The following is a 25,050-nucleotide window of genomic DNA, read 5'->3' as shown; positions in this document are numbered from 1 at the left end:
GCCCCCACGCGCCGGACGCGAAGCACCGCGGCGGGCGGGAGAGGAGGTGACCCGGCGACCGCGGGCGGACACCGCACCAGGGAGGTCATCCGCGGACTCCGGTCAGCATGCCGAAGCGGTACAGCAGCCACAGCAGAGGGTCCTCGACGCGGTACGGGCGGACGCCGCCGGGGGCGACCGTGTCGTCGCCGGGGACGCCGCCGAGGGCGGAGAGCCCGAACAGCGCGAAGTCGTTGAAGTGCTGACGCAGGTAGCGGTCGACCATCCCGGCCTGCCACTCGTCCATGAGCGCCCGCACCTGCTCGTGCACGGCGTCGCGGTCGTCGAGGTCGAGCATGCCCGACGGGGTGCGGGCGCGGTGCAGCGCGGACTGCGCGTCCATGCTCTCCTGCAACGCGTCGATCTTGCTGAGCGCGACCGCCACCGGCACCTTCAGCCGTCCGGACCCGGCCCGGTCGCGCAGCAGCTCGGTCACCCGGCTGATCACGTTGATCGGGTCGCTGTCGGGGTCACCGGCGTTGACGCCGCCCTTGGCCTGGGCCGTGCCGCTCAGCGAGGCCTTGGCCCCGGGCAGCTCCAGCGGGTCGACCAGGAAGATGATCGCGTCGGCGGCGTTCAGGTAGCGCAGGTGGGTCTCGGTGGACTCGCGGCTGCGCAGGTCCTCGCCCGCGGTGTCGAAGAACACCAGCGTGAGCGACATGGTCTTGGTCCGCAGCCGGCCGGGAACCGTGCGGGTCAGCAGGTACACCAGCGGGTCGCGCGGCTCGGTGGCGGCCGGGCGCGTGGTGCTGAGCAGGCGCTGCTCGCCGTACAGGGGACGGGCGAAGTCCTGCTTGTAGCGGGCGATCGTGCGGTCGTCGCAGGCGACCAGCGAGGCGTCCAGCTCGGCGCCGATCCGGTTGGTCAGCTCGTGCAGCAGCACGGCGATGTACGTGCTCTTGCCCGACCCCTTGGCGCCGACCAGCGCGACGATCCTGCCCGGGTTCGCGCAGTACTCGGCGGGCAGCCGGCTGTGGCACTCCGGGCACACCCGCCACCCGGTGGAGCGGCGGCAGGTCGGGCAGTCGGCGCGGCGGCCGGGCCTGCGGACCGAGAACACGGGAGGCAGGTAGGCGGCGGCGGAGGAGCCGAGGTACTCGGCCAGCGTCTCGTCCAGCCGCGCCTCACAGCCGCCGCCGCGCCCGGCTCTACCCGCGCACCGGAACGCGATGCGGTCGCGGTCCAGCCGGGCGAAGCAGAACGGGCAGGTGATGACCACGCAGTCACTCCATCTTCAGCCGCCGCACCGGCGGGTCGATCAGGGCCACGCCGCCGCGCCCGCCGGCCGCCTCGGAGGCGTCCCCGGAGGCGTCCTCGGCGGCCGTCCCGCCGTCCCCCTCGGCGAAGCAGCGCAGCCAGTACGGTTTGGCCTGCCGGGGCGCGGGGACGGTGAGGCGCGCCGGGACCTCCAGGTCGGTCCAGTGGTCCAGGACGAGGCCGTCGTCGGCGGTCCTCGGCTGGATGTGGCCGGGCTTGAGCACCAGCGCGAGGCGGCGCAGCGTCACCGGCCGGTCCGCGGTGACCTCGACCACCACCGAGCGCTTCCAGCTCGGCCCCTTGTACGTCAGGTCGTAGCGGACCGGGATGTGGCCGGGCAGGGTGAGCCGCGCTGCCGGCCCACGCACGCGCCTGCCGTCCACGACGGACGTGGCCGCCACCTCGATGGCGACCGCCTCGCTCTCGGAGACCTCGTACCGCACCCCGCCGCGTGCCCGGTAGGCGGCCGAGGTGACGATCGCCGGGTGCCCGTTCCTGCGCACCTCGACCTCGGTGACGTCCTGAGGCCACTCGAAGCCGACGAGGACCGCGCCGCCGCGGCGCTGCGCGGTGAGGCCGGTCGGCGGGGCGAGGTTGATGTGGTCGACGTGGCCGCCGATCGTCACCAGCTCGCCCGCCACGGTGACCGCGACCAGCACCTCCCGCCCGGCTCCCGGCCGGATGGCCTGCCCGTCGCGGGTGGGGAACGCCGGGATCGCCCGTCCGGCCGCGCGCAGCTCGGCCAGGGACAGGGTGGTGCCCACGGGCCACGGCGGAGGCACGTCCAGGGCGACGAACTCGACCGCGCCCTCCGGCGGTTCCTCGTACCGCACGAGGAAGGTGCCGGGGGCCGCCGGGTCGGCGCGCAGCGTGAAGCCGGTGACCGGACGGGGACGTCCCTGCGGGGTGACCGCGCGCCGCACGCCCGGGGTGACCGCCTCGCCGTCCGGCGCGGGGTAGACGGCGGAGACCACGTAGGTGTAGCTCGTGCCGTTGACGACGTCGCGGTCGCGCAAGCCGGTGTCCCCGGCCGGGACCACCCGTCCGTCGCGGGTGACGCGTACGCGCGCCGCCTCGGCGGGCAGCGTCCAGGTGCCCGAGACCACGCCGTCGCCGCCGCTGAACCTGACCTCGCCCGGCTCTGGCCGCACGATCAGCGTCGCCGCCGCCGCGGGCATCGCCACGGCCTCCTCGCGGCGGGCCACGACCGAGTAGACGATCGGCACGTTCACCGGCGGCCGCTCGTCACGCACCGAGGGACGGTCCGTGGTGGTCAGCGGCGTGCCGTTCCTGAGGACGTCGTAGACGACGCGCCCGGCGCGCGACGGCGAGGGCTGCCATACCAGCCCGACGCCCTCGCCCTGGACGCTCGCGCGCACGGCCCGCGCCGGGTGGGGGGCCAGCCGCACCAGCAGCTCGCTCGCGCCCGGCAGGTCGGGCACCCGCTGGAGGGCGTCGCGCAGCGCGATCCACGCGTCGTCGGGGTCCAGCGCGGCGCGGGCGCGGTCCCTGAGCCGGACGGCGCTCGCCAGCCGGGCCCTGACCTCGGTGGCGAGCTCGGCGGCCTCGCCGGTGAGCGCTCCCGCGTCCAGGGCCTCGGCGAAGTCGGCCGCCGCGTGGATCTCCCCGGCGTCGACCAGCTCGCGTAGCCGCGCCGCGGGCCCGCTCGCCGCGCCGCCGGCGCCGCCCTCGGCGCGCACCGCGAAGATCAGCCTGCGCGCGTCGCCGGCGGCCAGGTCCAGCTCGGTGGTGGCATGCCGCAGCAGCGAGTCGTCGTACGGGTGCTCGCGCACGCGCTCCCGCAGGCGGGCCACGATGTCGTACCGGATCAGCAGCCCCGGGTCCGGCGAGTTGCGCAGCGCCGCGATCACCGTGTCGGCGCCGACCGTCCACGGCCCGCGGATGCGCGCGGCCCAGTGCCGCTCGGCCTCCTCGAGCGCGTCCTCCAGGCTCGGCGCGCCGGGGACCGCGAAACCGTCCAGCACCCGCATGTCCGCGCACCGGTCGCCGTACAGGAACCGGCCCAGATGGCTCAGCCCCAGCGTGTCCAGCGCCTCGCGGGCCCTGCCGTAGCCGGAGTAGGGGGGAGCCCCCGGCAGCGCGTCCGGCTCACGGACCTCGATCGAGCGCCGCGCCGCCAGCCGCACGGCCTCCTCCTGGCCGACGCCGCTGGAGCGGGCGATGGTGGCCAGCAGCTCGGGGGTGAGCATGCGCAGCGGGCCCGCGGCGTCGTCCAGCCGGGACCCGGTGTCGGCGAGCCTGCGCTCGGCCCTGCGCTCGGACTCGCCGAGGGCGTCGCGCAGCGGCCGCAGGTCGTCCTCGGCGGCCGCGGTGAAGATCGGCGCGAACCGCGCGTGGTCGGCCTCCAGCCGGTCGGCCAGCCGCTTGTACTTCAGCATGCCGCGCGCCCGCCGCCAGCACTGGCGCACCTGCTTGACGGTGGCCGTCACGTCGGCCGAGGTCATCGCCTCGTGTAGCTGGTAGCGGATCCGCAGGTCCTCGGGCGGGAGCCCGCCCGCCTCGCGCGCGGGCTCCAGCACCTCGCGGGTGTACCGCCGCTCGTCGAAGGCCATAGCCGCCCGGCTAGCTGACCTGGACGCGGGAAAGGGCGGCCCGTGACTCGGCGACGTCCTCCTCGGACATGCCGCCGATCTGGATGCGCAGCTCCAGCTCCTCGCCGGTCTCGCGCTCCCGGGCGGTCACCTGGAGCAGCCCGGAGGCGTCCAGGGCGAAGGTGACCTGGATCGGCAGGCCCGCGGGCTTCCCCGGCGGGATCCTCAGGACACCCTCGGCGATCAGGCCGTTGTCCTCCGGCTCCTCCGACTCGACCGCGCCGGCCTGCTCCATCACCTCGACGTCCACGCCGGTCTGGTTGTCGTCGATGGTGTAGAAGTCCTGCGTGACGGCGGCGGGCAGCGGGTCGTTGGCGTGCACGAGATGGGCCACGCCGCGGCGCCGGGTCTCCTTGTCGGTGACGATGATGCCGAAGGCGCGGGAGGCGACCGTCTTGATGGTGCGGCCCGCGATCCGCTCCTGCTGGTCGGCGGACAGGCCCGCGCGCGCCGCCATGTCCTCGGCCTGGTCGCGCCGCCCGGCGACCAGCAGCCGCCGGTAGGTCTCCTCGAAGGCGTACAGCGCCGCGCCCTTGGCGACGGCGAGGTCCGGGTCCTGCAGGCGCGGGACGAGCTGGAACTCCTTCTGCAGCGTCTCGGCGACCGTCGGCATCTTGGTGGAGCCGCCGACCAGCACCAGGTGGTCGTAGGAGCGCACGCCCTTGGCCGCGGCCGTGTCGATCGTCCTGCGGGTGATCTCGATGGTGCGGTCGAGCAGGTCGCGGGTGAGGTCGACCAGCTCCTCGCGGGTCACCTCGACGGTGGCCACCCTGCCGTCGTGGACGACCCGCACGACGTGCTGGGTGCGCGTGGACAGCGTCTTCTTCAGGTCCTCGGCGTCCCGGCGCAGCTGCTGCTCGGACTGCTTGTCGAGCAGAGGGTCCCCGGCGTCGGGGTGCTCGGCCTGGAAGCGCCCGGCCAGGTGCTCGACGAGCCGGTCGTCCCAGTCGGCGCCGCCGAGCTCGTGGTCGCCGTCGGTGCAGACGACCTCGATGTCGCCGCCCTTGAGGGTGATCACCGTGGTGTCGAACGTGCCGCCGCCGAGGTCGTACACCAGGATCGTGTGGTCCTCGTCGGGGTTGAGCACGCCGTAGGTGATCGCCGCCGCGATGGGCTCGGACAGGATGTCGATGACGTTGAGCCCGGCGATGTGCCCGGCCTTCCTGGTCGCGTCGCGTTCGGCCGCGCCGAAGTAGGCGGGGACGGTGATGACGACGTCCTCGACGGTCTCGCCGGTGGCGGTCCTGGCGTCGTCGGCCAGCTTGCGCAGGATGAACGCCGAGATCTCCTCGGGCGTGTACGGGCGGTCGTGCCGGACACGCGGGACGTCCTGGCCCATGTCGCGCTTGATGCGGCTGACCACGAGGTCGGGTTCGAGGACGGCGCTGTCCTTGGCCGTGGCGCCCACCACGACGTTGTCGGGGGACTCGAAGAACACGACCGACGGGGTGGTGTCGGTGCCCTCCAGGTTGCGCAGCACGGTCGGACGTCCGACGTCGTCGACGTAGGCGATGCAGGAGTACGTCGTGCCCAGGTCGATCCCGTAAACAGCCATCGCCTACTCGCTCTCCCTTTCCGTACGGCTTCGCGGGTCCGGTTTCGTGCCGGGTCCGGTGGGTTCCTCGCCGGGGTCCGTGCCGCGCCGCTCTTCGCCGTTCGTGCTGTCGGTGCTGTCGGTGCTGTCGTCCGTGCCGCCGTCGCGGTCCTCGCCGCGCGTCGTCTCCTCTTTCCCGTCTGTGCCGTCCGGATCGCCATTCTCCCGGCTTTCCGGACCTCCGCGATCACCGGGGCCGTCCGAGTCGCCCTTACCGTCGGCGCTGTCCTGAACGTCCGGTTTCGCGGCCTCCGTCTCGCCCTCGGCGGCGGCCCTGCCGACGATCACGGACGCCTTGCGCAGCACGCGGTCGCCCGCCACGAAGCCGTCGGCGAGGACCTCCACGACCGTGCCGTCCGCGCCGGCGTCCACCGGGCTCGTGCCCGAGGGGCGGTGCAGGGCCGCGTCGTAGGGGTCGCCGGGACGGACGCTCACCCGCTCGGCGCCGGTGCGGCCGAGCACCTCGGCGACCTCGTCCGCCATCGCCGCGAGCAGCGGGCCGGCCAGCTCGGGGGAGGGCGGGTCGTCGGAGCGCCACCGGGCCGCCACGCGGGTCACCGTGTCGTGCAGCCGGTAGAGGGCGGTCCTCACCGGGGTCAGCACCTCCTGGACGATGCCGTGCCGGAGTTGCTGGTTCTCGGCGTGCAGCCGGTCGATGACCTGCTCCCTGTGGGCCGCCCGCTCGTGCTCGCGCCGCATCGTCTCGGTGAGCGCGGCGACCTGCCGGGTGAGCTCCTCGATCTGCCGCGCCACTTCCTTGCCCTCCGCGCCCTCCGCGTCCCCGCCCTTCTCTGCGGTGCCGGGGCCGGTGGGGTGATCGTCGCCTGACGTGGGAGAAGACGCCTTCTTGGACGGCACGCGCGGCTCTGGGGGAGACGCCATCTAACTCCTTGCAGAGGAAATACAGGAATTGCTGACGGCAGTTACTCTAGCCATCAATGCCGCCCCCTGGTAGGCATTCGCGTGTCCGCCAATGAGTCGTTTGTCGTGGTTGTCGGCACGCTGTCGAACGCCCTTCCGAGTCCTCCGGGCCGGTACGTATATCGGCTGCCGGCCGCCCCGGACCCGGTCTTTCGGCGAAGATCCGGAATCTCGGCGGCCCCATGCAACACAAATTCCCCGTTTACCGGGGAATAGCTCACGAAACACGCGGCAATGCCAAAAGCACGCCTTCGCCCCTCTGGCCCGTCCCTCGCCCGTAGCCCCCGGCAGACCTCCGGTGCGACGACAGGCGGCCGGGGGAAGGGCCGTCCGGCGGCTTCCGCGCGCCGTCCTCTGCCGCAAGTCAATTGGGACACCCATAATCGAGTCATGACATATCGGGTATTGATCATCGAGCACGAGGCCGAGGCCGGCCCGGGCTTCTTCGGGGAATGGCTCGCCGCCGCCGGGACGCGCCCCGAGGTCGTGCGGCCGTACCTCGGCGAGAAGGTGCCCGCCGAGGTGTCCGCGCACGGCCTGATGGTGCTCGGCGGCGCCGCGTCCGCATGGGACGACGACGGCCATCCCTGGCTGCCCGCCACCCGCGCCCTGATCAGGCACGCGGTCGCATCCTCCCTGCCCACCCTGGGCATCTGCCTCGGCGCCCAGCTCATGACCCTGGCCTGCGGCGGGCGCGTCGAGCGCGGGGCCGCGGGCCTGGAGGCCGGCCTGCGCCCGGTCACGCCCCTCCCCGCCGCCGCCGACGACCCGCTCCTGGCCGGCCTGCCCACCGCCCCGAGGGCCGTCCAGTACCACCAGGACGCGATGACCGTGCTCCCCGCCGGCGCCGTCCCCCTGGCCACGGGCGACCCCTACCCCAACCAGGCGTACCGCCTCGGCGAGCGCGCGTGGGCCGTGCAGTTCCACCCCGAGGCGTCCCCCGCGATCTTCCACTCGTGGACGGCCCCCAACGTCGCCGAACTGGCCGGCGCCGGGTACGACCGGGCGCGCCTGGACGCCGAGGTGGCCGCCGCGGACGCCGAACTGCGCGCCACCTGGCGCCCGCTCGCCGAGGCGTTCGCCGCCGTCGTGGCGCGCACACCCCAGTCCCCGCCGCGCCACACCCCTGTCTTTTCTCCGTGACCACGCGATTACGTTGCGGAACCACTAACGACGGACCGGTGAGCGACCGGCTACGTTGGGCTGTGTGAACGCCGAGTCACGCATACAGACGACCGCCGGGCGTCTGGCCCGCCTGGGCTTCGCGGACGGCGCACGGGCCGAGCGGCTGCTGGACGGGCTCGGCCCGGAGGCCGTCGGCGACCTCGACCTGCTCGCCGCCCTCGTCGGCACGGCGGACCCCGACCTCGCGCTCACCTCGCTCAACCGGCTGGCCGAGCGCGACCCGAGCGTGCTCGGCGCCATGCGGGCCGACACGGGCCTGCGGGCCCGGCTCGTCGGCGTCCTCGGCCTGTCGGCGGCCCTCGGCGAGCACGTCGTGCGCCACCCCGGCCACTGGAAGCTGCTCGAAGGTGAGCCGGCCGTGCAGCGCATGCCCGCGCGCGAGATGCGCGCCGAGCTCCTGGAGGCCGTCGGCGCCGACCCCGGCGAGCCCGAGCCGGTGGCCCCCGTCGGCGCCGACCCCGTGCCCGCCATGTCCGCGCTGCGCGTCGCCTACCGCGGCAGGCTGCTGCAACTCGCCGCGCGCGACGCCACGGGCGCGGTGTCCCTGGCGCAGGTCACCGCCGAGCTGTCCGACCTCGCCGGCGCCGCCCTGGAGGCCGCGCTCGCCATCGCCAGGGCCGACGTCCCCGAGGCCGCCGACGCGCGGCTCGCGGTGATCGGCATGGGCAAGTGCGGCGCCCGCGAGCTCAACTACATCAGCGACGTCGACGTCGTCTTCGTCGCCGAGCCCCGCGAGGGCGTGGACGAGACCAAGGCCCTCCAGGCGGCCACGCGGCTCGCCCAGGGCATGATGCGCGCCTGCTCCACCAGCACCCCCGAGGGCTCGCTGTGGGAGGTCGACGCCGCCCTGCGCCCCGAGGGCAAGGCCGGGCCCCTCGTCCGCACCCTGGCCAGCCACCTGACCTACTACCGCAGGTGGGCCAAGACCTGGGAGTTCCAGGCCCTGCTCAAGGCCCGCCCCGTCGCCGGCGATCTCGGCCTCGGCGAGGAGTACGTCGCCGGGGTCAACGAGATGGTCTGGCAGGCCGCCACCCGCGACCACTTCGTCGAGGACGTCCAGGCGATGCGCCGCAAGGTCGAGGCCAACGTCCGCGCCAGCGAGGCCGACCGGCAGATCAAGCTCGGCCCCGGCGGGCTGCGCGACATCGAGTTCGCCGTCCAGCTCCTCCAGCTCGTGCACGGCCGCTCCGACGGGCTGCTGCGCCGCCGCGCCACGCTGCCCGCGCTGAACGCCCTCTCCCGGGGCGGCTACGTCGGCAGGGACGACGCCAAGGCCCTCGCCGAGGCGTACACCTTCCTGCGCCAGGTCGAGCACCTGCTGCAACTGCACCGCCTGCGCCGCACGCACGTCGTCCCCCAGAACGTGACCGACCTGCGGCGCATCGGGCGCGGCCTCGGCATGACCGCCGACCCGGTCGGGGAGTTCACCACCCGCTGGAAGCGGCACGCCATGGAGGCCAGGCGGCTGCACGAGAAGCTGTTCTACCGGCCCCTGCTGCACGCCGTCGCCCGGCTCCCCGGAGACGAGGCCCGGCTGTCGGCCGCCGCCGCGTCCGCGCGCCTGTCCGCCCTCGGGTACACCGACCCTGACGGCGCGCTGCGGCACATCGCCGCGCTCACCAGCGGCGTCTCACGCAGGGCCGCGATCCAGCGCACGCTGCTGCCCGTCATGCTCGGCTGGTTCGCCGACGCCCCCGACCCCGACGCAGGCCTGCTCGGGTTCCGCCAGGTCAGCGAGAGGCTCGGCGCGACCCCCTGGTACCTGCGGCTGCTGCGCGACGAGACCGCCGCCGCCGAGCGCATGGCCCGGCTGCTCGGCACCAGCCGGTACGCCACCGGGCTGTTGCTGCACGCCCCGGACGCGGTGGCCATGCTCGGCTCGGAGGCCGAGCTGGCGGCGCGTCCCAAGGAGGCGCTGGCCGGTGAGCTGGGCGCGTGCGTGCAGCGCCACGCCGAGGACGCCGAGAAGGCCGTCGACGCCGTCCGCGCGCTGCGCAGGCGCGAGTTGCTGCGCACGGCCGTCGCCGGGCTGGTCGGCCGCATCGACATCGAAGAGGTCGGCCAGGCGCTTTCGGAGCTCAACGACGTCACCATCCAAGCGGCCCTGGACGCGGCGATCCACAAGGTCTCGGGGGAGCGCGGCGGCCCGATGCCCACCCGCTTCACCGTCATCGCCATGGGACGCCTCGGCGGGTACGAGTGCTCCTACGGCAGCGACGCCGACGTCATGTTCGTGCACGCGCCGGTCGAGGGCGCGGAGGACAAGGAGGCCGCCGACGCCGCGTACGCGGTGGCCAACGAGCTGCGCCGCCTGCTGGCACGGCCCGCCCCCGACCCGCCGCTGCTGATCGACCCCGACCTGCGCCCCGAGGGCCGACAGGGCCCGCTGGTGCGCTCCCTGTCGTCCTACGCGGAGTACTACCGGCGGTGGTCCTCGCCGTGGGAGTCGCAGGCCCTGCTGCGCGCCCGGTACTCCGCCGGGGACGCCGAGCTGGGCGCCGCCTTCATGGACCTCATCGCGCCGCTGCGCTACCCGCCCGGCGGCATCGGCGAGGCCGCCCTGCGCGAGATCCGGCGGCTGAAGGCCCGCATGGAGGCCGAGCGGCTGCCGAGGGGCGCCGACCCGCTGATGCACACCAAGCTCGGCAGGGGCGGGCTGGCCGACGTCGAGTGGCCGGCGCAGCTCATCCAGCTCGGCCACGCCTACGCGGTGCCCGGGCTGCGCACCACACACACGCTTGAGGCGCTGCGCGCCGCCGTCGGGGCCGGGCTGCTGTCCGCCTCCGACGAGGAGGTCCTGGCCGAGGCGTGGCGGTTCGCCTCGCAGGTCCGCGACGCCATCATGCTCGTGCGCGGCCGCGCCGGCGACAGCATCCCCGCCGACGTGCGCGAGCGCATGCTCATCGCCAGGGCGCTCGGATACCCGCCGGACGGATCGGAGGACTTCGTCGAGGACTACCGCAGGACCACCCGCCGCGCCAGGCTCGTCTCCGAGCGCGTCTTCTACGGCGTCGCCTGACCTCCGCGCCTTGACCGACTCGGTACCTTTGTGGGGTCGAGTCGGCGAAGCGGCAGGAGACGGTTCGTGCCCATTTCGGAGTACCTCGCGGGTCTGCGCAGCCAGGTGGGGACCGCCCTGCTGCTCCTGCCCTCGGTCAACGCCTTCATCTTCGACGAGCAGGGTCGCCTGCTCCTCGGGCGGCACAGCGAGCAGGACGACGTGTGGTCCGCGCCCGGCGGCACCGTCGAACCCGACGAGGCGCCCCTGGACGCGGCGGTCCGCGAGACCAGGGAGGAGGTCGGCCTCGACGTCACCGTCCGCGGCCTCATCGGCGCCTACGGAGGGCCCCGGTTCCGCACGACCTACCCCAACGGCGACCAGGTGGCGCACGTCATCACGATCTACGGCTGCACGGCCGAGGGCGGCACCGCCGTGCCCGACGGCGTCGAGATCTCCGAGATCCGCTGGGTCACCGAGGCGGAGGCCGCGACACTGGCCTCGCCATCCTGGCTGCCGGTGGTGCTGCCCGACTGCTTCGCCTGGTGGCGGGCCTCCCGCGAGACCTGGACCCCGGTCGCCTGACCCGCCCGCGGGCGGGCGACGGCCGGTGTGCCCGCTGCTTGATATGGTCCTCTCGGAGTAGCCATGGCCGACAAACGATACAGACGTCCTCTGGCGGAGCAACTCGACCACCTGTTTCGCACGGTGCGCCAGCCCGACGGCACCACCTACAGCTACGAACAGGCGGCCCGAGAGATCGCGCGGCGCGGCACTCCGGTCTCCCACACCACGCTGTGGAAGCTGCGCACCGGCAGGACCGACGACCTGTCGGTGAGCCATCTGGTGGCCATCGCCGGCTTCTTCGGCGTCGAACCGGCCTACTTCTTCGACGACGCCTACGCCGAGCAGGCCAACGTGCGGCTCGAACTGCTGCCCGCCATGCGCGACGCCGGCGTCCGCAGGATCGCCATGCGCGCCGCCGGGCTGTCCCACTCCAGCATCGAGAACATCGCCGTCATGATCGCCCACCTGCGCACCCTCGAGGGCCTGCCCCCGGACTCTCCGGGGGCCGGAGCGCCCTCCGAGAAGTCCTCTGGCGAGGACACCTGAACCGCCTGGCGGAGCGAGGCCATGAACACCCGCCTATAGGGCGCTGCGAACCCGCCCTGCCGGAGGCGCGGCCGTGTTTCTCCGAATGAGGGCCACCTGCTCGCCACGCAACCAAGGGGGATCGCGCGCAGTGCTTCAGGAGCTTCCACGGCCATCGCGTACGAGACGACCGCGTTAGGGCAGCGATGTCACACGTCTTCCGCCTCCTCGGGCCGGTCGAGGCAGGGCCCTCGGGCAGAACCGTCAATCTGGGCGGACGCATGCGCCGCACGCTGCTGCTGTCGCTGCTGCTCAACATCAACCGGCCGGTCACCCTCGACTGGCTGTCGGAGGCGCTGTGGGAGGGCGAGCCCCCGCTGTCCGCCACCGCCAACCTGAGGACCTACGCCGGCGGGCTGCGCCGCGTCCTGACCACGGAGATGAAGGGCGTCGGCATCGTCGCCTCCGACCGGGCGTACCAGCTCGTCGCGTCCCCGGGCAAGCTCGACCTGACGAGCTTCGAGAAGTTCACCACCCAGGCGCGCACGGCGCTGGCCGAGCGGCGGCACGACGTCGCGGTCCAGCGGTTCGACGACGCGATGGCCCTGTGGCGCGGCCCGGCCGGCGACGGCCTCCCGTACGGCAAACCGCTCGCCGCTCGCCTCGCCGTCCTGCAGGAGCAGCGCCTCGCCGCCCTGGAGGACCGCGCGGAGGCGCGGCTCGCGCTCGGCCGGCACTCCGAGGTCGTCGCCGACCTGCGGCTGCTGGTCGGCGAGCAGCCGCTGCGCGAGCGGGCCTGGGCGCTGCTCATGCGCGCCCTCTACGGCTCGGGCGACGCGGCCGGGGCGCTCGGCGCGTACGCCGAGGCTCGCGACCACCTGGCGGTCCAGCTCGGCCTGGAACCGGGGGAGGAGCTGCGGCGCGTCCACCGGGCCGTCCTGCACCGCGACCCCGCGCTCGCGCCCGCCGCGCGCCACCAGGCCCGGCTCGCCCCCGCCGCCTCCCCGGCGCCCCGGCAGCTCCCGCGCCCCGGCCTGCTCGTCGGCCGCGACCGGGAGGCCGAGTTCCTGGAGGGCGCGCTCACCTCACGGGGAACGGTGCCGCCGGTCGCCGTCGTCAGCGGGCCCGTCGGCGTGGGCAAGTCGGCGCTCGCCCTGCGGGTGGCGCATGCGATGACCGGCCGCTTCCCCGACGGCCAGCTCTACGTCGACATGGCCGGCGCCTTCCACCAGGAGCGCGCGGTGACCGCGCCGCAGGCGGTGTCGTGGTTCCTGCGCGCGCTCGGCGACAGCGCCTCCGGGGACGAGCTGAGCCTCGGCGAGGCCAGCACGCGGCTGCGCTCGCTGACCTCGGGCCTGCGGGTGCTGTTCGTCGTCGACAACGTCATCGGGTCCTCGCAGGTCCGCCCGCTGCTGCCCTCGGGGCCCGGCTGCGCGGTGCTGGTCACCAGCAGGCGCGTCCTGCCGCTCGACCACGCCGAGCACCTCACGCTCGACGTCCTCGGCACCCAGGACGCCGTGGCCATGCTCGCCGGGCACGCGGGCCGGGACCGCGTGGACGCCGAGCCGGACGCCGCCGCGCGGATCGCCCGCCTCTGCGAGCACCTCCCGCTCGCCCTGCGCGCGGCGGGGGTGCTGCTGGCCGCCCGGCCCGACTGGTCGCTGGAGCGGATGGCGGGCCAGCTCCCCCGGGGCATCTGCGAGCTGCTGGACCACTGGGACGAGCAGCGCATCCGCGACCGGTTGTGGGCGAGCTACGAGCTGTACCGCCAGAACGACCCCGAGGCCGCGCGCCTGCTGTGGATGATCTCGCATCAGCCGGGCACCGAGGTGAGCGTCTCGCGGGCGGCGGAGCTGCTGTGCGCGCCGGGCCCGTGCGCCCAGCGGGCCCTCGACCGGCTCACCGACGAGCATCTGCTGCGGCGGCTGTCGCCCGACAGGTACGAGATGGTCGGCCTGCTGCGCATCCTCGCGCCCCGGGACTCGCCCTGACCGGGCGCTGCTCCCGGGTCTCCCGGCACTCGGGACGGTGGAGCCGGCGCGACAAAAGGTGATATTTCCTCCGTCTCACGGAGACGGCCTTGTGGGGGAGGCCGCCCGGGGGTCGCACATCCTGGTGTACCGGGCGTGTAGCGGCCTCATCTACGTTTCGTTGCGATGCGTTCCGCCAAGACCGAGTCGAGGGCCTTTCGATGATGGCTTATGTGGCAGCGGGGTTCGGGTCCCTCGCCGGTGTCGTGTTCGGGGTCGCCCTGATCGGCAAGGTGCGCAACGGGGCCGCGTTCTCCTCGTTCCTCGAGACCGTGCGCCGGGCGCCCGTCCTGCCGCCCGGCTGGGCGCGCCGGGCCGCGCTCGCGACCGTGGCCGCCGAGGCGACGCTGTCGGTGACGTCCCCGCTGGTCCTGCCCCGGATGCTCCTGGGGAAGACGCCCTACGTCCCCGGGCTTCCGGCGGTGTGGGTGCTGCTGGCCCTGCCGCTTCTCGTGGCCGGCGGCGCGGCGGCGCTGGCCCGCGTGAGGCGCCCCCGCCCGCGGTGGCCCGGCCGGCCGGCGTGCGCGGCGACCTGGCGCGTGCTGCGCAAGTTCGCGCTCGCGGCGATCGCCTCGGTCGGCGTGGTGAGCGGCATCGTGGCGCGGCCCGGCGATCCGGACCTGGCCGGCGGGGTGCTGGCGAGCCTGGCGGGCGCCGCGATCGCCTCGCTGTTCCTCCACTACGACGCCATCGCCGAGGTGTTCGGCCTGAACCGCGTCACGCGCTTCCCGGGCGACCCGAAGTGATCGGCACCGGTGGGCTCTGGGGGCGTTTTCGCTGGTCGATGGGTATTTCCGCGTGTATCTCGCATATGCCCGCGTGTATATCGGCCGGTTCTAGGGTTGTCCGTGACGGCCGATCGGCGAGAACGACGTCGATGGGACGCCTGCGTGATCCTTGAGGCAGGTGCATCACGGGTGCGGCACCTGCGGTGGCGGCCGACGTGGCAGGCCGTCGCCGATTCCGGGTGAACGGTCCTCCTCATGGGGAGGCGGGTCGAGGTCCGCCGCCGTCTCCGCGGTTTCGCGGGGTGGCGGCGGGCGGCCGTCGGACGGCGGGCGCGCGTCCAGGGGACCGGCGCGCGCCACGCTGCCGTCCGGAGCGGGCAGGGCCCGGTCTCGCGCGAGGCCGGCGCGCGGCGTGACCGGAAGCGGCCTTGACGGACCTCCATGGCAACCGATCGCCCGGCGGCGACGTCAGTTGAATGCGGCCCACCGTCGCGGAAGTGCGTGTCCACGTGTCCACAGTCGCGGGTGAAATCCTTGAACTCTGTCTACATCGACCTGGCCGTCGGCCTGGTGATCGCGTTCCTGCTGTTCTCGCTGCTGGTCAGCGGCATCAACGAGGGCCTGGTGCGGCTGCTCGGCATCCGCGGCAAGTTCCTGTGGGCCTACCTGCGCGACACCCTCGACGGGCCCCGCGGAAAGGGTTCGTGGCTTCCCGGCACGGTCGCCGAGGTCTTCGCCCGGCTGCCGTTCAGCAAGGACGCCCGGCCCGTCTTCAGCCCGCTGCCCGCGCCGGTCGAGAGCACGGCCACCACCTGGTCGGGCCGGCTGTACGAGCGGCTGCGTGAGATCGACCACCGCAAGGACGGCAGGACCAGCATCGCCTCGATCCCGCCCGCGCGGTTCGGCGTCGCCATCATGGAGATCGTCACCGGCGAGGGCGGGGTGACCTCCCTGCTGGAGAAGCTCAAGGCCGACGGCAGCCCGCTGTACGGCCCGCTCAAGGGCGTGTGGGACGCCGCGCACGGCGACCTCGACGCGTTCCGCAAGGGTGTCGAGGAATGGTTCGACGGCGAGATGCGGCGCCTGACCATGCTGTACCGCCGCTACGTCAAGTGGGTCATCGCCGCGCTCGGCCTGGCGATCACGCTGCTGTTCAGCATGGACTCGCTGGAGTACGGCCGGGCGATCCTGACCGACAACGCCGTCCGCGCCCAGGTCGCGTCCATGGCGGACGGCGGCACGAGCGCGTTCGCGGGCCTGCGGGAGAAGTGCCCCGAGCACCCCACCGATCCCTACGCCTGCATCACCGAGGTGCTGTCGGCGCCGGCGTTCGTGAAGATCGTCGGGAACGCCCCGGTGTCGGTGAACATCCCCGACGGCGGGAGCCCGCGGTGGTCGTGGAACGGCGGGGAGTGGCTGCGCCGCCTCGGCAGTCCCGGCCACTGGCCCGGCTTCCTCGTCACGTTCGTGGCCGTGCTGTTCGGCGGGCCGTTCTGGTGGGACATCTTCCGGCGCCTGACCGGCATCCGCGCGCGGGCGGGGGAGACCGACAAGTGACCAGCGAGTAGCCCGTACTCACCCGCCACATGCGGCGACAACCGGTGAATGCCGATATATGCGGAATAAAGTGTCACGCTTGGCGTTCGTGCGACTTCGCCACGTGTGCGATCCCCGGCCTCGCAGGGTAGGAGAGACGTATCTCATTGCTCGGGTGCTGGGGGGACCATGGGGCGCTTGGGGATACTCGGAACGACGGGCGCCGCGCTGGTGCCGCTGACCCTGGCCGCGCTCGCCGGATGCGCGGACCAGGAGGCCAAGGTGGTGGCGCAGCCGGCCAAGGCCGCCAAGCCGGTGGCCTCGCAGGAGGCGCGCAAGGCCGCCGCCGCGAAGGCCGCCAAGGTCAAGGCCAACGAACTCGGCCAGATACCGGTGCTCATGTACCACCGCATCGTCGCCAAGCCCGCCGGCACCGACGACCGCACCCCCGAGCAGTTCCGCACCGAACTCGAACGCCTGGCCAAGGACGGCTACGTCCCCATCACGGCCCGCGAGTACACCACCGGCCAGATCGGCATCCCTGCCGGACGCCACCCCGTCGTGCTGACCTTCGACGACTCCTCGCCCTCGCAACTCACCCTGGACGGCTCGGGGCAGCCCAAGCCCGACACCGCCGTCGGCATTCTCATGGACGTCGCGCGCAAGCACCCGGGCTTCCGGCCCGTCGCCACGTTCTACGTCATCAAGGACATGTTCGGCACGTTCGGGCCGGAGGCGCAGGCCCAGACGCTCGGCTGGCTGCGCGACAACCACTTCGACGTCGGCAACCACACCCGCGACCACCTCAACCTGCGCGGCAAGCCGCAGGACCAGGTCGTCGGCCAGGTCGCCGCGGGCCACAAGCTGATCACCTCGCTGATCAAGGACGCCCCGGCGACGCTCGCGCTGCCGTACGGCAACCAGCCGAGCACCAAGGACTGGGCGATCCGCGGCGACTCCGCCGACGTGCACTACCGGTACACCGGCGTCTTCCTCGCGGGCTACACCCCGGCCGCCTCGCCGTTCAGCAAGGACTTCGACCCGCTCGGCATCCCGCGCATCCGCGCCATGGACAAGGTGGGCGACTGCGCCCGCTTCTGCTCGACGGCGTGGCTGGACTGGCTGAACGCGCATCCGGAGGACCGCTACACCTCCGACGGCGACATCCGCACGGTCGCGTACCCGAAGTTCAAGGCGCCGTACGTCGCCCAGCGCTTCACCAAGTACACGCTGCCGTACTGACCACCACTCTCGCTCCCGGCACCACGCCCGGCGCCCCTCTGCGCGTGCCCGCTTCGCCCTTGCGACGGTCGGTGGACCGCGGACACCACGTCGTGTATCGGTAACGTCTCCGACCAGAACATGACGGTCACCTCGCCCTGCTGAACGGGCCGCCCGGACCGCCGGCCTCGTGGCGGAAGGGGCGGCGCCGTCGCGGGGGCCTAGCGGAAGCGGCGCAGGCGCAGGCTGTTGGCGACCACGAAGGCGCTGCTGAGGGCCATCGTGGCGCCGGCGAGCATCGGGTTGAGCAGGCCGAGGGCGGCCAGAGGCAGGGCGGCCACGTTGTAGGCGAAGGCCCAGAACAGGTTGGACCTGATCGTCGCCAGCGTGCGGCGCGACAGCCGAATCGCGTCCGCCGCCACCCGCAGGTCCCCCCGGACCAGCGTGAGGTCGGAGGCCTCGATGGCGGCGTCGGTGCCGGTTCCCATCGCCAGGCCCAGGTCGGCCCGGGCCAGCGCGGCGGCGTCGTTGACCCCGTCGCCCACCATCGCCACGACCCTGCCCTCCGCCTGGAGCCGCTCGACCACCTCCACCTTGCCGGCGGGCAGGACCTCGGCGACGACCTCGGTGATTCCGACCTCGGCCGCGACGGACTCGGCCACCGCGCGGGCGTCGCCGGTCAGCAGGACCGGGGTCAGGCCGAGGGCGCGCAGCCGCCGGACGGCCTCCGCGCTGGTGGGCTTGACGGTGTCGGAGACCACCAGGACCGCGCGTGCCTCGCCGTCCCAGCCGACCACCACCGCCGTACGGCCGGAGGCGTGCGCGTCCCGCAGCGCCTCCTCCAGGCCTGAGGGGAGGTGGTGCGCCGACTCGGCCAGCAGGCGCGGGCGGCCGACGAGCACCGCGTGCCCGTCCACGACGCCCCGCACGCCGAGGCCCTCGACGTTGGCGAAGTCCTCGGGCACGGGCAGCTCCCCGGCCCGCTCGCGCGCCCCCCGGACGACGGCCTGGGCGATCGGGTGCTCGGAGGCGTCCTCCAGCGCGCCCGCGAGCCGAAGCACCTCGGTCTCGTCCTGGCCGTCGGCGAGGTGGACGGCGATCAGCGTCATGCGGCCCTCGGTGACCGTGCCGGTCTTGTCCAGGACGACCGTGTCGACGCCTCGGGTGGACTCCAGCACCTCGGGGCCCTTGATCAGGATGCCGAGCTGCGCGCCCCTGCCGGTGCCGACCAGCAGCGCGGTCGGGGTGGCCAGGCCGAGGGCGCACGGGCAGGCGATGATGAGGACCGCGACGGCGGCGGTGAAGGCCGCCGCCGGTCCGCCGCCGGTGCCGAGCCAGAAGCCCAGCGTGCCCACGGCGAGCGCGATGACCACCGGTACGAACACGCCCGAGACCCGGTCGGCCAGCCGCTGGACCCGCGCCTTGCCGTTCTGCGCCTCCTCCACGAGGCGGGCCATCTGGGCGAGCCGCGTGCCGGCGCCGACCCGGGTGGCGCGGACGACGAGCCTGCCGCTCGCGTTCACGGTGGCGCCCGTCACCGCGTCGCCGGGCCGCACCTCCACGGGCACGGACTCGCCGGTCAGCATGGACGCGTCGACGGCCGACGCGCCCTCCTCGACCACGCCGTCGGTGGCGATCTTCTCGCCCGGCCGGACCACGAACCGGTCGCCCACCGCCAGCCGGTCGCCGGGGACGCGCGTCTCGACGCCGTCGCGCAGCACCGCGACGTCCTTCGCCCCGAGCTCCAGCAGGGTGCGCAGCGCGGCGCCGGCGCGGCGCTTGGAGCGGGCCTCGAAGTACCGCCCGGCCAGGATGAACACGGTCACCCCGGCCGCGACCTCCAGGTAGATGTTGCCCGAGCCGTCCGTGCGCTCGATGGTGAACGCGAACGGGTGCGTCATGCCCGGCACGCCCGCGTCGCCGAGGAACAGCGCCCACACCGACCAGCCGAACGCGGCCAGGGTGCCGACCGAGATCAGTGTGTCCATCGTCGCGGCTCCGTGACGCAGGTTCGTCCAGGCCGCTCGGTGGAACGGCCACCCGGCGTAGACCACGACCGGCGCGGCCAGCACCAGCGACAGCCACTGCCAGTTGGTGAACTGCAGCGAAGGGACCATCGCCATCGCGATCACCGGTACGGCCGGCGCGACGGCCGTGACCAGGCGGTCGCGGAGCGGCCGGAGCTCGTCGCGCGCCTCCGGCCCGCCCTCACCGGCCTCGGCCGCGGGCGGTTCGGGCAGCGTGGCGGTGTACCCGGCCTTCTCGACCTCGGCGATGAGCCGCTCGGCGTCCACGCCTTCGGGGAAGGTGACCTTGGCCTTCTCGGTCGCGTAGTTGACGGCTGCGCTCACGCCGTCGATCTTGTTGAGCCTACGTTCGATCCGGTTGGCGCAGGAGGCGCAGGTCATGCCGCCGATCGAGAGCTCGACCGCGTTGCGCCGGTCGCCGGCGACACGGGGGGCCCGGGACACGGGGGACGCGGGGGACATTTCCTTCTCCTTTTCTCTCAGTCAGTGGGCGTGGTCGCCGTGCCCGCCGGGCGTGGCCTCGGGGGCCGGGCCGGTGGCGTGGGCGGCGGTCAAAGTGAAGGCCGCGGTGCGGACCTCGCCGCCGTGCCGGAAGTCCAGAAACAGGCGGTAGTCGCCGGCACTCGGCACCTCGGCCTGGAAGGCGATCTCGGGGCCGGGCCGGGTGGAGCCGTCGCCGGGCGTGCCCTCGGGGTGGACGTGCAGGTACGCCAGGTCTCCGGCGCGCAGCGCGACCAGGTGACCGTAGGCGCCGAGGTACGGCTGCAGGTCGGTGACCGGACGCCCGTCCTTGGCGACGGTGAGCGCGAGCCCGCTCGCCCGGCCGGGGACCAGATCGCCGGCGAGGGCGACGGTGTACCCGCCGACGGTCGCCGTACGGCCGGTCCGCGGGAGCGGCTCCGGGGTGTAGGGGCCCCGGACGAGCAGGTCGGTCCCCAGGGTCAGCGCGTCGCCGCCGGTGGGGGCGAAGTCGGCGAGGACGCGGTAGGCGCCCGCCGCCGGGAGGGTGAGCCGGACCGACCAGACGCCGCCTTCCGTGAGGACGGGGTGGACATGCTGGAAGTGGCCGAGGTCGCGCGAGACGACGATGAGGTGCAGCTTCTTGTCGTGCCGGACCTCGTAGCCGGTGACCGGCCCGCCGCCGGGGCCCGTCACCGTGAACCGGTAGTCGGTGGGCGTGCCGGGCTCGACGGCCGTGGTCAGCGGGGTGAGCGTGTAGCCGTTCGCGGACACCTGCAACCCTCCGGGGGTATCACCCGCCGGCTGTGCGGCGCCTTCCGTCTGTGCCGGGCCCTGCGGCGAGCCGTGACCTGGGGCGGGGGAGGAGGCATGACCCGGGGCGGGGGCGGTGTGGCCTGGCGGGGTGGTGTGGCGGCCGTCCTGTGAGGTGGCATGGGCGTCGTTCGGAGGGGCTGCGACGGGCCCTGCGGCTCGGCCCGCGCCCAGGGCGCCGCCGAAGACGACGGCGAGCCCCAGCACGTAGGCGCCCAGCTTGGCGGCGGCGTTCACGACCCCTCCGCCAGGCGGTATCCGGCGGTCTCGACCGCGGCGGAGACCCGGGCGCGGTCCACGGGGCCGTCACCGGTGACGGTCAGCAGTCCGGTGGCCAGGTCCACCTCGACGCCGCCGACCCCGGCGACCTCGCCGACCTCCTCCTTCACCGAGCTCACGCAGTGGCCGCAGGTCATGCCCTCGACGGTGTAGGTGGTGGTGTTCATCTCGATCTCCTCAGAAGCGGTTCCGTGGACGGGTCGTCCACTGCCGGGCGAGTACCCCAGGGGGGTATCTCACTTGCATGGAACCGTAATATACCCCCAGGGGGTTGGTCAAAGGGAAAATATGCTCTCAGGCCCGGCGGCGGGCGCGTTGAAGATCGTGATGGTCGTGCGGCGGGGGACGGGCGGGGCCGTCGCCGGGCGCGTCAGTGCAGGTTGAGCGCCATGAGGATGAACAGGCCGATGAAGTGGGCCAGCACGACGAAGGCGATCAGGAAGATGAACACGAACTTGGCCGGGCCGTGCTCGAAATGCCGTCCCTCGCGCAGCGGCGGGAGCTGGGCGCGCCGCTCGGCGAGCCGTTCCTCGATGGGCTTGCGACCGAACACCGCGCCGTCCTTCGGGTCCTGAGGCTTCGAATTCCCCCTAAGGGTATAGGGCGATGCCGGAGGCCGTTCGGCGAGCCCTCTCGTAGGGTGGGTGGCGTACGGAAAGGGTGATCTCGGTGGACGGGGGCCCTTGACGCGACATATCGTGATTTGTGGACCTGGTACCACTGGCAGCCGATCCGCTCACAAGGAGTACCCATCATGTCGAGCAGTTCCGAGAACGCCGAGCACGTCACGGGGTCGAAGAAGCCCGAGAGCCTCCTCGTGGACCTGATCCGCGCCGTGAGCGGTCTCACCTCGGCCGTCTCAAAGGGGGTCATCGGCACTCCGATCAACCCAGGCCCGGCCGTCGACATCAAGAACCGCAAATGACCCCCTGGCCGCGCTGACGCCCTGGTGGGCTTCGCCGACCGTGCTCACGGCCGCGCCTCCGGCGCGGCGCGTTCGGGGCGCACTTTGAGTTCTTGAGTGATGCCAAGGCCGCTGCCTACGGCCTCCCCAGGCGGGAGGGGGCTGCCTACTGGGGCGGCGAAGCAATAAAAAGGGCAAGGGGGACATCCGCTCCTTGCCACTACCAACGTATAGCGCATGGGGGGGCTTGCCACAAGGCCCCGGGCGTACCCCACAATCACCCTTCGACACCGGAACGTACGGAGATCGGGGGCTGCGGAATGCGCGTTGTGCTGGTGACCTACGGGTCACGCGGGGACGTCGAGCCGATGACGGGGCTGGCGGTGCGGCTACGGGAGCTCGGCGCCGAGGTGCGGGTGTGCGCGCCGCCGGACTTCGCGGAGCTGCTGGACGATGTCGACGTGCCGCTGAGTCCCGTCGGCTGGCCGATCCGCGCGCTGGCGACGGGGGCGATCCCCGGCAAGGCGAAGGCGGGCCTGTCCGACATCGCCGCCGAGCTGACCGCCATGGCCTACGAGGCGGTCGCCGGGGTGGCCGAGGGCTGCGCCGCGGTGGTGGCCACCGGCTCGTTCCCGGCCCTGGCCGGTACGCGGACGGCGGCCGAGAAGCTGGGCGTGCCCTATGTGTTCACGTCCTTCTCCCCGTGTTACCTGCCGTCGTCGCATCACCCGCCTCTCCGCCGGCCGGGCCAGGTGATCCCCCCTGAGGTGACCGGCAACCGGGAGCTGTGGGACCGGCACGCCGAGCATATGGAAGCCATGTTCGGCGACACGATCAACACCCACCGGGCCTCGATCGGCCTGCCGCCGGTGAGCGGCGTCCGCGACCACGTCTTCACCGGCCACCCGTTCCTGGCGGCCGACCCGGTCCTGGGCCCGTGGCAGGAGACGCCGGAGCTCGACGTGACGCAGACCGGCGCGTGGATCCGGCTGGACGAGCGCCCGCTTCCGGCCGACCTGGAGACGTTCCTGGCCGCCGGTGCGAAGCCGGTGTACGCGGGCTTCGGCAGCATGCCGATGCGGGGCGCGAACGCGCAGGAGGTCTCCCGGGCCGTCATCGAAGCGGTCCGGACGCAGGGTCGCCGCGTCCTGCTCGGGAGCGGCTGGGCTGACCTGGCCCTGATCGACGACCGGGACGACTGCTTCGTCGTCGGCGAGGTCAACCAGCAGGCGCTGTTCCGCCGGGTGGCCGCGGTCGTGCACCACGGCGGCGCGGGCACCACGACGACGGCGGCCCGTGCCGGGGCGCCGCAGGTGATCGTGCCCCAGGTCGCGGACCAGCCGTACTGGGCGGGGCGGGTAACCGAGCTGGGCATCGGCACGGGACACGACGGTCCGACGCCGACCGCCGAGTCCCTGTCGGCCGCACTCAAGATCGCCCTGGCCCCCGAGACCGGTGCCCGCGCGGCCGTCGTGGCCGAGACGGTCCGCACCGACGGGGCGGAGCAGGCCGCGAAGCTTCTGCTCGACATGATCGGCCGGAGCGGGTCCGCGCTGTCCGCGGGCTGATCCCCCGGAGGTTGCACAGGTAGGCACCCCGCCGGTCCGCGCGTGCCCGCGGCCTGGTCGGAGCCGCCGTCCCCGGCTCACCCCCGACCAAGGCCGCGCCCCGCCCAGCAGGCCCCGAACAGGGTCAGTCCTGAAGGCGGGGCCGGGGGGCGGCTGCGGACAACAGGGTCAGCGCGGCCCAGCAGGCGTACTCGCCCGCCCCGGTCGCCTCGCTGCTGCAGCCGCTCCGGCTGACCGGCGACCTCGCGCATGTCCGACGCAGGACCTACGTGTACGCGGCGGGATGGGAAGGCCCGTCCCCGTTCACCTCCGTCTACCGACGGCTGCGCGAGAACCCCGACTGGACCGTGCACGCACTGGCCGCCGGCCACAACCTCATGCGCGACGCGCCCCGGGATCTGGTCAAGATCCTTCTGGAGGCCGCGGAAGCCATCGGTCCAGCGAGATGAGATCACTCGGGTGACCCTCCCCGGGCGGTTCGCGAAGTTCTAAATGATCGGGGGGCACGTCCAACCGCGCGTCTTTTCGGCGATTTCGATGGACATGAATCCTCGATTCTGACGCGACGGAAATCGAAGCAGCGGCGATGCGCCGCTGGTGGTGCCGCAAGGAGCGCGTAGCACAGGGATCGTCCGTCGCGTGTGCCGCACATCAACCAACACGAGATGTCGCCGGACCGAACATAGAGAAGAGCCGCGAAGAGTTGCGAAGGGCGGGACGCCTTGACCGGTTCGCGGTTCATTCACTTAAGCGGACCGGGCATTTTCCGGTCCATTCATCGAACGTGCCGCACCATCGTGCCGACTTCCGAAGAAGTCAGATTCGCCCGCTTCGGCTCCGGCGATGAAGGCTTCCCATTCGCGTGGATCACGCCCCGCTATCCCACGGAGTCCATTTATCCGCTGGGATGTTGAAATTGAACAGGTCGGGGAGGTGGATCGTCTCGCCGAAGGGCCAGGTGGCGAGGGTGCGGTAGGTGCCGGCGCGGACATCGGGGTCGCGGTACAGAGTGGCCTTGGCGAGTCGGGGGTCGCGGTCGATCAGCAGGTAGTAGGGGATTCCCGTATAGGCGTAGCCGTTCCACTTGGTGGAGTTGAGGCGCTTCGGGCCGGGTTGGCGATCGTCGGCCGCGGTGGAGAAGGAGGTGACCTCCACGACCAGATCGATGTGATGGGGGAGAAGGTGCCTCACCTCGGCGTCTCGCAGCTGGTCTGCGAGGTCTTTGCGCAGGACCACGAGGTCAGGGATGTAACCGTCGCAGATGCGGACGAGGTTGAGGTCGGTGGTGTGCGCGCACTCCCATGGGAAGTCGGGATCGGCGAACTCCGCCTTGGCGGAGCTCTTCTGGATGTCGCCGACGATCAGGTTGTGGGACAGACTTGGGCCCGGCGACACGACGATCTCTCCTGCGATGACCTCGACCCTGGTGCCGTCCTTGGGAAGGTGCAGGTAGTCGGCGAGCTCATCGCGCACCCACATGGCGTACGGCGTGTCCGGCAGCAGATAGTGCCGGTGAGCCACCGCGGCAACGCTCATAACGCTTCGCACCTCCCTGGCGGCAGATCGTGACGTCGTAGACGCCGTGCACCACCAGCGTACCCAGATCGACTGATCCGGTAAGGATGCAAGCCTCGTAAGGCTAGAACCCTCCGCGCGGGTGTCATGAGCGGTGGCGGCGGCCGCGCCCGCCGCCCCCCCGAGGAGCAAGGTCGAGTCGTTTGGGGGCGCCGCCATAAAAAGGAAAAAGCTCGGGGTGGGGAAGAGTTTATATTTTATGGGGTATATAT

20 protein-coding genes are annotated in these 25,050 nt (G+C 73.0%); 11 read left to right on the top strand and 9 right to left on the bottom strand.

The features are described from left to right. Nucleotides 1-85 precede the first annotated feature (85 nt). From AB0M95_RS25605 to grpE, 4 genes are read right to left on the bottom strand one after another with little or no spacing between them, the layout of a single operon-like run. Nucleotides 86-1,258 (bottom strand): hypothetical protein, encoded by a 1,173-nt coding sequence (locus AB0M95_RS25605; protein ID WP_358513181.1) that lies wholly within the window; start codon nucleotides 1,256-1,258, stop codon nucleotides 86-88. 4 nt (nucleotides 1,259-1,262) lie between these two features. Next, the gene (locus AB0M95_RS25600; protein WP_363769339.1) at nucleotides 1,263-3,869 is read right to left on the bottom strand and encodes a hypothetical protein; all 2,607 of its coding nucleotides are present in this window, start codon (nucleotides 3,867-3,869) and stop codon (nucleotides 1,263-1,265) included. Between the two features lie 10 nt (nucleotides 3,870-3,879). Further along, nucleotides 3,880-5,463, bottom strand: coding sequence for an Hsp70 family protein (locus AB0M95_RS25595; protein WP_363769337.1), 1,584 nt, complete (start codon nucleotides 5,461-5,463; stop codon nucleotides 3,880-3,882). Nucleotides 5,464-5,466: 3 nt separating this feature from the next. Then, the gene (gene grpE / locus AB0M95_RS25590; protein WP_363769335.1) at nucleotides 5,467-6,384 is read right to left on the bottom strand and encodes a nucleotide exchange factor GrpE; all 918 of its coding nucleotides are present in this window, start codon (nucleotides 6,382-6,384) and stop codon (nucleotides 5,467-5,469) included. A gap of 429 nt (nucleotides 6,385-6,813) precedes the next feature. Here grpE and AB0M95_RS25585 point away from each other — a divergent pair, with 429 nt between their 5' ends. From AB0M95_RS25585 to AB0M95_RS25550, 8 genes are all read left to right on the top strand, one after another. Then, nucleotides 6,814-7,566, top strand: a complete 753-nt coding sequence (locus tag AB0M95_RS25585) for a type 1 glutamine amidotransferase (protein ID WP_363769333.1) — start codon at nucleotides 6,814-6,816, stop codon at nucleotides 7,564-7,566. A gap of 64 nt (nucleotides 7,567-7,630) precedes the next feature. Further along, nucleotides 7,631-10,627: a bifunctional [glutamine synthetase] adenylyltransferase/[glutamine synthetase]-adenylyl-L-tyrosine phosphorylase gene (locus AB0M95_RS25580; RefSeq protein ID WP_363769330.1), complete on the top strand. Its 2,997-nt coding sequence runs from the start codon at nucleotides 7,631-7,633 to the stop codon at nucleotides 10,625-10,627. A 66-nt stretch (nucleotides 10,628-10,693) separates the two neighbouring features. Then, nucleotides 10,694-11,191, top strand: coding sequence for an NUDIX domain-containing protein (locus tag AB0M95_RS25575; protein ID WP_363769327.1), 498 nt, complete (start codon nucleotides 10,694-10,696; stop codon nucleotides 11,189-11,191). A gap of 63 nt (nucleotides 11,192-11,254) precedes the next feature. After that, a complete protein-coding gene (locus AB0M95_RS25570) occupies nucleotides 11,255-11,719 on the top strand; it encodes a helix-turn-helix domain-containing protein (protein WP_363769324.1) in 465 nt (154 codons plus the stop codon). A gap of 185 nt (nucleotides 11,720-11,904) precedes the next feature. After that, a complete protein-coding gene (locus AB0M95_RS25565) occupies nucleotides 11,905-13,689 on the top strand; it encodes a BTAD domain-containing putative transcriptional regulator (protein WP_363769321.1) in 1,785 nt (594 codons plus the stop codon). A 212-nt stretch (nucleotides 13,690-13,901) separates the two neighbouring features. Next, nucleotides 13,902-14,474: a hypothetical protein gene (locus tag AB0M95_RS25560; RefSeq protein WP_363769318.1), complete on the top strand. Its 573-nt coding sequence runs from the start codon at nucleotides 13,902-13,904 to the stop codon at nucleotides 14,472-14,474. 507 nt (nucleotides 14,475-14,981) lie between these two features. Beyond that, nucleotides 14,982-16,013 (top strand): hypothetical protein, encoded by a 1,032-nt coding sequence (locus AB0M95_RS25555; protein ID WP_363769315.1) that lies wholly within the window; start codon nucleotides 14,982-14,984, stop codon nucleotides 16,011-16,013. 168 nt (nucleotides 16,014-16,181) lie between these two features. Then, nucleotides 16,182-17,234 (top strand): polysaccharide deacetylase family protein, encoded by a 1,053-nt coding sequence (locus AB0M95_RS25550; protein ID WP_363769312.1) that lies wholly within the window; start codon nucleotides 16,182-16,184, stop codon nucleotides 17,232-17,234. 200 nt (nucleotides 17,235-17,434) lie between these two features. Here AB0M95_RS25550 and AB0M95_RS25545 read toward each other — a convergent pair whose 3' ends face one another. The 4 genes from AB0M95_RS25545 to AB0M95_RS25530 all read right to left on the bottom strand — a co-directional run bounded on the left by AB0M95_RS25545 (nucleotide 17,435) and on the right by AB0M95_RS25530 (nucleotide 21,344). Then, nucleotides 17,435-19,702: a heavy metal translocating P-type ATPase gene (locus tag AB0M95_RS25545; protein ID WP_363769309.1), complete on the bottom strand. Its 2,268-nt coding sequence runs from the start codon at nucleotides 19,700-19,702 to the stop codon at nucleotides 17,435-17,437. A 21-nt stretch (nucleotides 19,703-19,723) separates the two neighbouring features. After that, nucleotides 19,724-20,749 (bottom strand): hypothetical protein, encoded by a 1,026-nt coding sequence (locus AB0M95_RS25540; protein WP_363769306.1) that lies wholly within the window; start codon nucleotides 20,747-20,749, stop codon nucleotides 19,724-19,726. Beyond that, nucleotides 20,746-20,958, bottom strand: coding sequence for a heavy-metal-associated domain-containing protein (locus AB0M95_RS25535; protein ID WP_363769303.1), 213 nt, complete (start codon nucleotides 20,956-20,958; stop codon nucleotides 20,746-20,748). Before AB0M95_RS25535 ends, AB0M95_RS25540 begins: the two co-directional genes overlap by 4 nt. A gap of 203 nt (nucleotides 20,959-21,161) precedes the next feature. Beyond that, nucleotides 21,162-21,344, bottom strand: coding sequence for a hypothetical protein (locus tag AB0M95_RS25530; protein WP_358513215.1), 183 nt, complete (start codon nucleotides 21,342-21,344; stop codon nucleotides 21,162-21,164). Between the two features lie 201 nt (nucleotides 21,345-21,545). Between AB0M95_RS25530 and AB0M95_RS25525 the strand changes: the two genes are divergently transcribed. From AB0M95_RS25525 to AB0M95_RS25515, 3 genes are all read left to right on the top strand, one after another. Next, nucleotides 21,546-21,716, top strand: a complete 171-nt coding sequence (locus tag AB0M95_RS25525) for a hypothetical protein (protein ID WP_358513217.1) — start codon at nucleotides 21,546-21,548, stop codon at nucleotides 21,714-21,716. Nucleotides 21,717-22,015: 299 nt separating this feature from the next. Further along, the gene (locus AB0M95_RS25520) at nucleotides 22,016-23,263 is read left to right on the top strand and encodes a glycosyltransferase (protein ID WP_363769299.1); all 1,248 of its coding nucleotides are present in this window, start codon (nucleotides 22,016-22,018) and stop codon (nucleotides 23,261-23,263) included. A 269-nt stretch (nucleotides 23,264-23,532) separates the two neighbouring features. Then, complete coding sequence (locus tag AB0M95_RS25515; RefSeq protein ID WP_363769296.1) at nucleotides 23,533-23,712, top strand: hypothetical protein; 180 nt, start codon at nucleotides 23,533-23,535, stop codon at nucleotides 23,710-23,712. A gap of 418 nt (nucleotides 23,713-24,130) precedes the next feature. Here AB0M95_RS25515 and AB0M95_RS25510 read toward each other — a convergent pair whose 3' ends face one another. Beyond that, nucleotides 24,131-24,799 (bottom strand): Uma2 family endonuclease, encoded by a 669-nt coding sequence (locus AB0M95_RS25510; RefSeq protein WP_363769293.1) that lies wholly within the window; start codon nucleotides 24,797-24,799, stop codon nucleotides 24,131-24,133. Nucleotides 24,800-25,050: the final 251 nt, after the last annotated feature.

The sequence above is a fragment of the Sphaerisporangium sp. NPDC051017 genome, assembly GCF_040683095.1.
GTDB lineage: Bacteria > Actinomycetota > Actinomycetes > Streptosporangiales > Streptosporangiaceae > Sphaerisporangium.
Note: the sequence above shows the minus strand (reverse complement) of the source record. Positions and strands in the feature narration are given on the sequence as shown.

Bases quoted from the DNA above. Each gene is read 5' to 3' on its own strand.
- AB0M95_RS25510 (WP_363769293.1), bottom strand. From the start codon at position 24,799: ATGAGCGTTGCCGCGGTGGCTCACCGGCACTATCTGCTGCCGGACACG.
- AB0M95_RS25525 (WP_358513217.1), top strand. From the start codon at position 21,546: ATGTCGAGCAGTTCCGAGAACGCCGAGCACGTCACGGGGTCGAAGAAG.
- AB0M95_RS25570 (WP_363769324.1), top strand. From the start codon at position 11,255: ATGGCCGACAAACGATACAGACGTCCTCTGGCGGAGCAACTCGACCAC.
- AB0M95_RS25545 (WP_363769309.1), bottom strand. From the start codon at position 19,702: ATGTCCCCCGCGTCCCCCGTGTCCCGGGCCCCCCGTGTCGCCGGCGAC.
- AB0M95_RS25550 (WP_363769312.1), top strand. From the start codon at position 16,182: ATGGGGCGCTTGGGGATACTCGGAACGACGGGCGCCGCGCTGGTGCCG.
- grpE (WP_363769335.1), bottom strand. From the start codon at position 6,384: ATGGCGTCTCCCCCAGAGCCGCGCGTGCCGTCCAAGAAGGCGTCTTCT.
- AB0M95_RS25600 (WP_363769339.1), bottom strand. From the start codon at position 3,869: ATGGCCTTCGACGAGCGGCGGTACACCCGCGAGGTGCTGGAGCCCGCG.
- AB0M95_RS25535 (WP_363769303.1), bottom strand. From the start codon at position 20,958: ATGAACACCACCACCTACACCGTCGAGGGCATGACCTGCGGCCACTGC.
- AB0M95_RS25585 (WP_363769333.1), top strand. From the start codon at position 6,814: ATGACATATCGGGTATTGATCATCGAGCACGAGGCCGAGGCCGGCCCG.
- AB0M95_RS25565 (WP_363769321.1), top strand. From the start codon at position 11,905: ATGTCACACGTCTTCCGCCTCCTCGGGCCGGTCGAGGCAGGGCCCTCG.
- AB0M95_RS25520 (WP_363769299.1), top strand. From the start codon at position 22,016: ATGCGCGTTGTGCTGGTGACCTACGGGTCACGCGGGGACGTCGAGCCG.
- AB0M95_RS25595 (WP_363769337.1), bottom strand. From the start codon at position 5,463: ATGGCTGTTTACGGGATCGACCTGGGCACGACGTACTCCTGCATCGCC.